The following is a 7,363-nucleotide window of genomic DNA, read 5'->3' as shown; positions in this document are numbered from 1 at the left end:
GGTCGAGGCGATCCTGCTGCCATTCCTGGCGCTCAGCCTGGCGGCGGTCGGCCTCAATTTGCTGACCGGCTATTGCGGCCAGCTCTCGCTTGGCTCTTCCGCCTTCATGGCGGTGGGCGCGTTCGGCGCCTACAATTTCAACCTCAGGGTCGAAGGCCTGCCGCTGGCGGTGACCATGATCCTGGCCGGAATTTCCGCCGCCGGCTTCGGCGTCGTGTTCGGCCTGCCCAGTCTCAGGCTGCGCGGCTTCTACCTCGCCGTCTCGACGCTCGCCGCCCAGTTCTTCGTGCAATGGGCGCTGACCAAGTTCGGCTGGTTCTCCAACGACAACCCGTCCGGGGTGATCTCGGCGCCGCACCTGGCCGTCGCCGGTCTTTCGCTCGACAGCGCGACCGGCCGCTATTTGCTTTCGGTCACCACGGTCATGGTGCTGACGGCCCTCGTCTGGCGCTTGGTCAACAGCGCGACCGGTCGCAACTTCATCGCCGTGCGGGACAACGAAACCGCCGCACGCGTCATCGGTGTGCCGGTGCTGCGAACCAAGCTTCTGGCGTTCGCCATCTCGTCGTTCATCATCGGTATCGCCGGCGTGCTGTGGGCCTTCACCTATCTGCGCACCGTCGAGCCGGCAGGCTTCAATCTCGACCGCTCATTCCAGATCCTGTTCATCATCATCATCGGCGGGCTGGCCTCGATCCGTGGCGCGTTTTGGGTGCGGCGTTCATCGTTGTCCTCCCGCTCTTTCTGTCCCGGCTCGGCGCATTCCTGTTCGGCGGCCTGTTCGATTCGGGCGTTCTCGACATGAGCCAGCGCATCGTGCTCGGCGCCATTATCATCATCTTCCTCATCGCGGAACCGAGCGGGCTGTCGGCCCTCTTCGACCGCCTCAAACGACGGATCGGCTCAAGGTCCAGCTGATTGCCGCTCAACTTCCTCCTCCGCTCGGACCAACCCATCAGGAGACGTAAGCAATGACCTTCTTCAGTCACCTAAGAAAAGCGGCGATCGCCACGGCCTTCGTGCTCGGCGCGACGGCGGTTCACGCCGAAGAACAATACTTTCCCCTGCAGAGCTACCGTGTCGGTCCGTATGCGGCCGGCGGAACCGGCTTTTTCGGTGGCTTCATCGACTATCTCAACCTGATCAACATCCGCGACGGCGGCGTCAATGGCGCCAAGCTGGCCTGGAGCGAAGGCGAGACGCAATATGAGGTCGAGAAGGGCGTCGAGGTGTATGAACGGTTGAAGAGCAATCCCGGCATCGCTGCCTGGAATCCACTCTCGGTCGGCATCGCCTATGCCATGATCGATCGCATCACCGACGACAAGGTGCCGCTGATCACCATCAACCACGGCCGCACAGACACGACCGACGGGCGGGTGTTCCCTTACGTCTTCCCGCTGCTGCTCAATCCTTACAGCGAGACCTCCGGCATCGTGAACTACATCGCGTCCAAGGAAGGAGGCCTCGACAAGCTCAAGGGCAAGAACATCGTCGTGCTCTATCACGGCTCGCCCTATGGGAAGGAGACGATCCCGATCTATGAGCTGCTGTCGCAGAAATACGGCTTCGAGCTGTCGCAGATCGAGGTGCCGCATCCCGGCAACGAGCAGCAGGCGCAGTGGCTGACCATCCGGCGCGAGCATCCTGACTATGTCGTGCTGCGCGGCTGGGGCGTGATGAACCCCGTCGCCTTGAAGACCGCGCAGAAGACAGGCTTCCCGGCCGATCACATCATAGGCAATGTCTGGTCGAATTCCGAAGAGGATGTCATCCCCGCCGGCGATGCCGCCAAGGGCTATACGGCCATCACCACCCAGGCCTCGGGTGAGCGGTATCCGGTGGTCCAGGAGATCGTCAAAACGGTCTACGGCGACGGCAAAGGCAATCTCGAGGACAAAAGCCGCATCGGCTCGGTCTACCACAATCTCGGCATCGTCAATGGCATCCTCAATGTCGAGGCGGTCCGCATCGCACAGGCCAAGTTCGGCAACCGCACGCTGACCGGCGACGAAGTGCGTTGGGGCTTCGAGCATCTCAAGCTCGATCCGGCGCGCGTCGAGGCACTCGGCGCCAAGGACCTGTTCCACTCGATCAACGTCTCCTGGGACAATCACGAGGGTGACGGCTACGTGACCTTCCAGCAATGGGACGGCAAGAAGTGGAATGTCGTCTCCGACTGGATCGCTCCCGACTGGAAGCTGCTGCGTCCGATCATCGAGAAGTCGTCCGAGGCGTATGCCAAGGAAAAGGGCATCAAGATCCGCACGGCCGAGGACGCCGACGCGGTGGTCAGCAACTGAATTTGGTATGGTGCGGCCGACAAATCTGGCCGGCCGCGCCATCCACCTTCCCGAGCGGAGTCATCGATGTCCATCCCGGAATACCCGATACTGTCAGTTAGCAGCGTGGAGGCTGTCTACAACGGCGCCATCGCCGCCCTACACGGCGTCGACTTGTTGGTTGGCAGGGGCGAGATCGTCGCGCTGCTCGGCTCCAACGGTGCCGGCAAGACGACACTGCTGCGCGCCGTATCCAATCTCCTCCCGGCCGAGCGCGGCGCCATTACCGCCGGTCGGATCACCTTCGGTGGCGAGGATGTTTCAAGGGCAAGCCCCTCGCACCTAGTCCGCAGCGGCCTTGTCCAAGTCCTCGAGGGCCGGCATTGCTTCCGCTCGCTGACGGTCGAAGAGAACCTCTTCACCGGCGCGCTCGGACGCTCGTCCTCTCGCACGGGCGTCAAGGCGGACCTGGATCGTGTCTATTCACTTTTCCCAAGGCTCGCCGAGAAGCGGCGAACCCGGTCCGGCCTCACTTCCGGGGGCGAGCAGCAGATGACGGCTATCGGCCGGGGTCTGATGTCGCGGCCGAAACTCTTTGTTCTGGACGAGCCGTCGATGGGGCTGGCACCGCTGATCGTCGACGAGATCTTCAGCGCCCTGAAACGGCTCAACCGCGACGAAGGCCTTTCGATCCTCGTTGCCGAACAGAATTCGGCGGTCGCGCTGAAATACGCCGACCGCGCCACCGTGCTCGAGAACGGCGTCAGCGTGCTGGAAGGATCGGCTGCCGACTTGCGCCAGCGCACCGATATCAAAACCTACTACCTCGGCGGCGCGCCGCTTCCACCGCAACATTTTCCCAAGGAGACAGCAGCATGACCATCCAATCCAGGCAGGCGTCGGATAGCCGCAGTGCCGTCCCGCCGGTCGAACGACCCTCTGCCAAGGCGCATGTGATCAAGGCCGATGCCGAGGCAATCGCTGTCGCCGAAAAACTCGCCGCCGAATTCGCCAGGGATGCCTCCAAGCGGGATCGTGAACGCATCTGGCCGAAGGAAGAGCTCGATGCGTTTTCGCAGAGCGGCCTGTGGTCGATCAACGTGCCGAAAGCCTATGGCGGGCCGGAGCTCTCCTATGTGACCCTGTCGAAGGTGATCACCATCATCTCGGCGGCCGATCCGTCGCTCGGCCAGATTCCGCAGAACCATCTTGGCGTCGTCGCCGCTATCCGCACCGTCTCCGACGAGGCGCAGAAGAAGCTGCTTTTCGCTGAGGTGCTGTCCGGCACGCGCTTCGGCAACGCGTTCTCCGAGTTCGGCTCCAAGCGCGCGGCCGACTTCGAGACAAAGTTCGTCGACGCCGGCGACCATGTCGTGGTCAACGGCCAGAAATTCTATTCGAGCGGTGCTCTGCTTGCCCATCTGGTTCCGATCGTGGCGCTCGATGACGAGGGGCGCGCCTGGTATGCCATCGCCGATCGCGGCGCGCCCGGACTGACGGTGATCGACGACTGGTCGAGCTTCGGACAGAAGACGACTTTGTCCGGCACGGTCCTGCTCGACAATGTCAAGGTGCCCAAAACGCATCTTGTCCCCGGCTACAAGGGCTATGACAGGCCGACGGCCGACGGCGCCATCTTCCAGATCATCCAGGCCGCGGTCGATCTCGGCATCGCCAAGGCGGCGATCGACGAGACTGTCGGCTTCGTGCGCACCAAGTCGCGCGCCTGGATCGACAGCGGCGTCGATCATGCCTGGCAGGATCCTTATACGATCCAGGCGATTGGCGACCTTCGCCTGCGGGCCAACGCGGCAGAGGCGGTTCTGGAAAGGGCCGGGCTTGCGGTAGATCGCGCCGTGGCCGACCCGAACGAGAAGACCGTCGCGGAAGCGCAGATCGCGGTTGCCGAATCCAAGATCCTCACGACAGAGATCGCCATCATTGCCACGAACAAGCTGTTCGAGCTCGCCGGCACACGCTCGACGCTGGCCGAGCACAATCTCGACCGGCACTGGCGCAACGCCCGCACCCACACGCTGCACGATCCGGTGCGCTGGAAATACGCGATCCTCGGCAACTACTACCTCAACGACGTAAATCCGCCGCTCCATGCCTGGAGCTGAGCGAAGCGCCTCCAAATCACAGAGGACCATTCATGAGCATTGCCACTCCCGACAGGATCAAGGTCCTGTGGTTTCTGCCGACTCATGGCGACAGCCGCTATCTCGGCACCTCAGAGGGGGGGCAGGGCGGTCGACTTGCCCTATCTCACCCAAGTCGCGAAAGCCGCCGATGCCATCGGCTACTATGGCGCGCTGCTGCCGACAGGACGCAGTTGCGAAGATAGCTGGGTCGTGGCGTCGGCGCTGGCACCGCTGACGCAGCGGCTTCGCTTCCTTGTCGCCGTCCGGCCGGGCCTGCAATCGCCGACGCTAGCCGCGCGCAGACCTCGACGCTCGACCGCATTTCCAGCGGACGGCTGCTCATCAACGTCGTCACCGGCGGGGATCCGGTCGAGAACAAGGGCGACGGCATCTTCCTCAGCCATGACGAGCGCTATGAGGTGACGCGGGAATTCCTCGACATCTACAAGGCGGTGCTTCGCGGCGAGACCGTAGCGTTCGCAGGCAAGCACTTCCGTATCGAGGACGGTCGCCTACTGTTTCCGCCCGTGCAGACGCCACATCCGCCGCTCTATTTCGGCGGCTCGTCCGATGCCGCTACCGCGGTCGCCGCCGAACAGATCGACAAATATTTGACCTGGGGCGAACCGCCGGCGGACGTCGCGGCAAAGATTGCCTATGTGCGCGGTCTTGCCGAGAAAGCCGGGCGCCAGGTGACCTTCGGCATCCGGCTGCATGTCATCGTCCGCGAGACCAATTATGAGGCCTGGGCCGATGCCGACCGCCTGATCAGCCGCCTGGACGACAACACGATAACCGAGGCGCAGAAGGTTTTCGCGCGCATGGATTCCGTCGGCCAGTCGCGCATGAGCCGGCTTCATGGCGGCCGCCGCGACAAGCTCGAAATCAGTCCGAACCTGTGGGCTGGCGTTGGCCTGGTGCGCGGCGGCGCCGGCACCGCCCTGGTCGGCGATGCGGCGACAGTTGCGGAACGGATCGACGAATACCGGCGCATTGGCATCGATAGCTTTATCCTGTCCGGCTATCCGCATCTGGAGGAGGCCTATCGGTTTGGCGAACTGGTGTTGCCGTTGTTGCCGCTCGATCATGAAATCTCGACGCGCCCGACGGCAGTGAACATGGGACCGTTCGGCGAAACGGTGGCCGGCGACCATCGGCCTTCGGCACTGCGCGCGAGTCAGTCTTGAGCGCCAGAGACTTGGGCAGGGGACCGGTCGTAGCCATCATCGGTGGCGGCTTTTCCGGTGCGGCGACCGCGTTTCATCTTGCGCGGCTGCTGCCCGCCGGTGCTGCCGATATCGTGGTCGTCGAGCCCAGAGAGGGGCTCGGCTATGGTCTGGCCTACTCGACGGCCGATCCTTCACACCGCATCAATGTGCCGGCGTCGAGAATGACGCTGATCTCCGGCCAGGACAGCCACTTTGCCGATTGGCTGGAGCAGACCGGCGCGATTCTCGACGATGCCGAGGCTATTGCCGCAAATGGAGCACTCTACCCACAACGACGCGTTTTCGGGCGCTACGTGGAATCTTATCTCCAACCCTTTCTGTTCGGCAAAGTGATCCGTCATGTCAGGTCCGCCGTCGCGTCAGTCGAGCTTAGTGGCCAGGGCTACATCCTGATTCTCGCTGATGGAAGGACGCTCGCAGCCGACGCCCTAGTGATTGCGGCGACGCATCCGCCACCGGCCTTGCCATCGGCCCTGCGGTCTGTGGCTGCTGCTGCCCGGCTGGTGGCCAATCCCTATGATCTCGGAGGGCTGCAAGCGATCGGCCGCGACGACCAAGTGCTCGTAGTCGGCACTGGATTGACGTCGGCGGATATCATTGCCACGCTGGACCGCAATGGGCATCGTAGCCGCATCGTCGCGCTGTCACGTCATGGTTATCGTTCGCGCAGCCACGCGGTGCTCCCGGGCGACCCGATTGGTGATTTCATCAGTCTGCCTTCACGCAGCGCAACAGTGATGCTCAGACGCATCCGGGCCACGATCCTAGATGCCAAGCGTCGGGGCGAAGACTGGCACCCGGTCCTCGATGCCGTCCGACGTCAGGGACAAATCATCTGGCAGGCCCTGCCGCTCGACGAGCAGCGCCGCCTCGTGCGCCATTTGCGCACGCTGTGGGATGTGCATCGCTTCCGCATCGCGCCACAGGTCGCGGACGTGCTCGATCGCCGCGTTGCCGAAGGCATGCTCGCCTATCGCGCCGCATCGATCGTCGGCGCCGAGCAGGTCGACGGGCGCATTCGGGTCACGCTGCGGCCAAGGCGCCAACCCACTCAGACAACCGAGACGTTCGACAGGGTGGTCGTCACGACCGGGCCGGCGCATGCCGATATTTTCCGGACCAACACAGCAATTGCCGATCTCGGGCGAATGGGACTGGTCCGGCTAGACCCGATTGGCCTTGGCCTGGCGACCGACAGCCAAGGCCGTGCGGTCAGCACTTCCGGCCGACCGACCGACAGCATTTTCGTCAGCGGGCCGCTGGCGCGCGGCAGCGTTGGCGAATTGATGGGAATTCCCGAAGTCACCGCGCATGCCGAGCGTATAGCCGCTGAAATCCACCAATGGCTTGGATACCAAACGGCGTTGCGTCGTAAGGCGTCGTGAAGCTGCAAACACGATGAGGCTATCCAGATGACACTCACCGAGCGTATTGCGAAGGTGGAAGCCCATCGTGTCGTAAATAGGCCACTGGTCGCGTGCCGCTCCTGGCGCTTTTAGCAGATCCGCTCGACCTCGGAGGTGCCGATCTCCATGCCCAGACTTCGCACCGGCGTCCACCGCTTTGATGACGATCCGAGACGATCAGCCCACCGCGGCGGGTCGAGAAAGCACTGGGCGGGAAGACGCCTACAGCGAGGCTGCTCGCCTTGTGGCCGCAGAGAGGGAAAGAATCTGCCGCCGGACATCGCCTTCAGTGGTTTAGAGAA

4 protein-coding genes and 2 pseudogenes are annotated in these 7,363 nt (G+C 63.3%); all 6 read left to right on the top strand.

The window, feature by feature from the left end; all coding sequences use genetic code 11:
- Positions 1 to 918, top strand: a pseudogene (locus EOA60_RS12100) (branched-chain amino acid ABC transporter permease); the annotation flags it as partial.
- A gap of 53 nt (positions 919 to 971) precedes the next feature.
- Positions 972 to 2,303, top strand: coding sequence for an ABC transporter substrate-binding protein (locus EOA60_RS12095; RefSeq protein ID WP_091600477.1), 1,332 nt, complete (start codon positions 972 to 974; stop codon positions 2,301 to 2,303).
- A 66-nt stretch (positions 2,304 to 2,369) separates the two neighbouring features.
- Entirely contained in the window at positions 2,370 to 3,161 is a 792-nt protein-coding gene (locus tag EOA60_RS12090; protein WP_091600476.1) for an ABC transporter ATP-binding protein, read from the top strand.
- Positions 3,158 to 4,405 (top strand): SfnB family sulfur acquisition oxidoreductase, encoded by a 1,248-nt coding sequence (locus EOA60_RS12085; protein ID WP_095517101.1) that lies wholly within the window; start codon positions 3,158 to 3,160, stop codon positions 4,403 to 4,405. Before EOA60_RS12090 ends, EOA60_RS12085 begins: the two co-directional genes overlap by 4 nt.
- Before the next feature lie 32 nt (positions 4,406 to 4,437).
- Positions 4,438 to 5,613 (top strand): annotated as a pseudogene (gene ssuD, locus EOA60_RS12080) (FMNH2-dependent alkanesulfonate monooxygenase).
- Positions 5,610 to 7,040, top strand: a complete 1,431-nt coding sequence (locus EOA60_RS12075) for an FAD/NAD(P)-binding protein (protein ID WP_091600474.1) — start codon at positions 5,610 to 5,612, stop codon at positions 7,038 to 7,040. Before ssuD ends, EOA60_RS12075 begins: the two are co-directional and overlap by 4 nt.
- The last annotated feature ends 323 nt before the right edge of the window (positions 7,041 to 7,363 follow it).

Origin of the sequence: Mesorhizobium sp. M1A.F.Ca.IN.020.06.1.1 (genome assembly GCF_004023265.1) — a bacterium.
In the GTDB taxonomy this organism is placed as follows: domain Bacteria; phylum Pseudomonadota; class Alphaproteobacteria; order Rhizobiales; family Rhizobiaceae; genus Mesorhizobium.
Note: the sequence above shows the minus strand (reverse complement) of the source record. Positions and strands in the feature narration are given on the sequence as shown.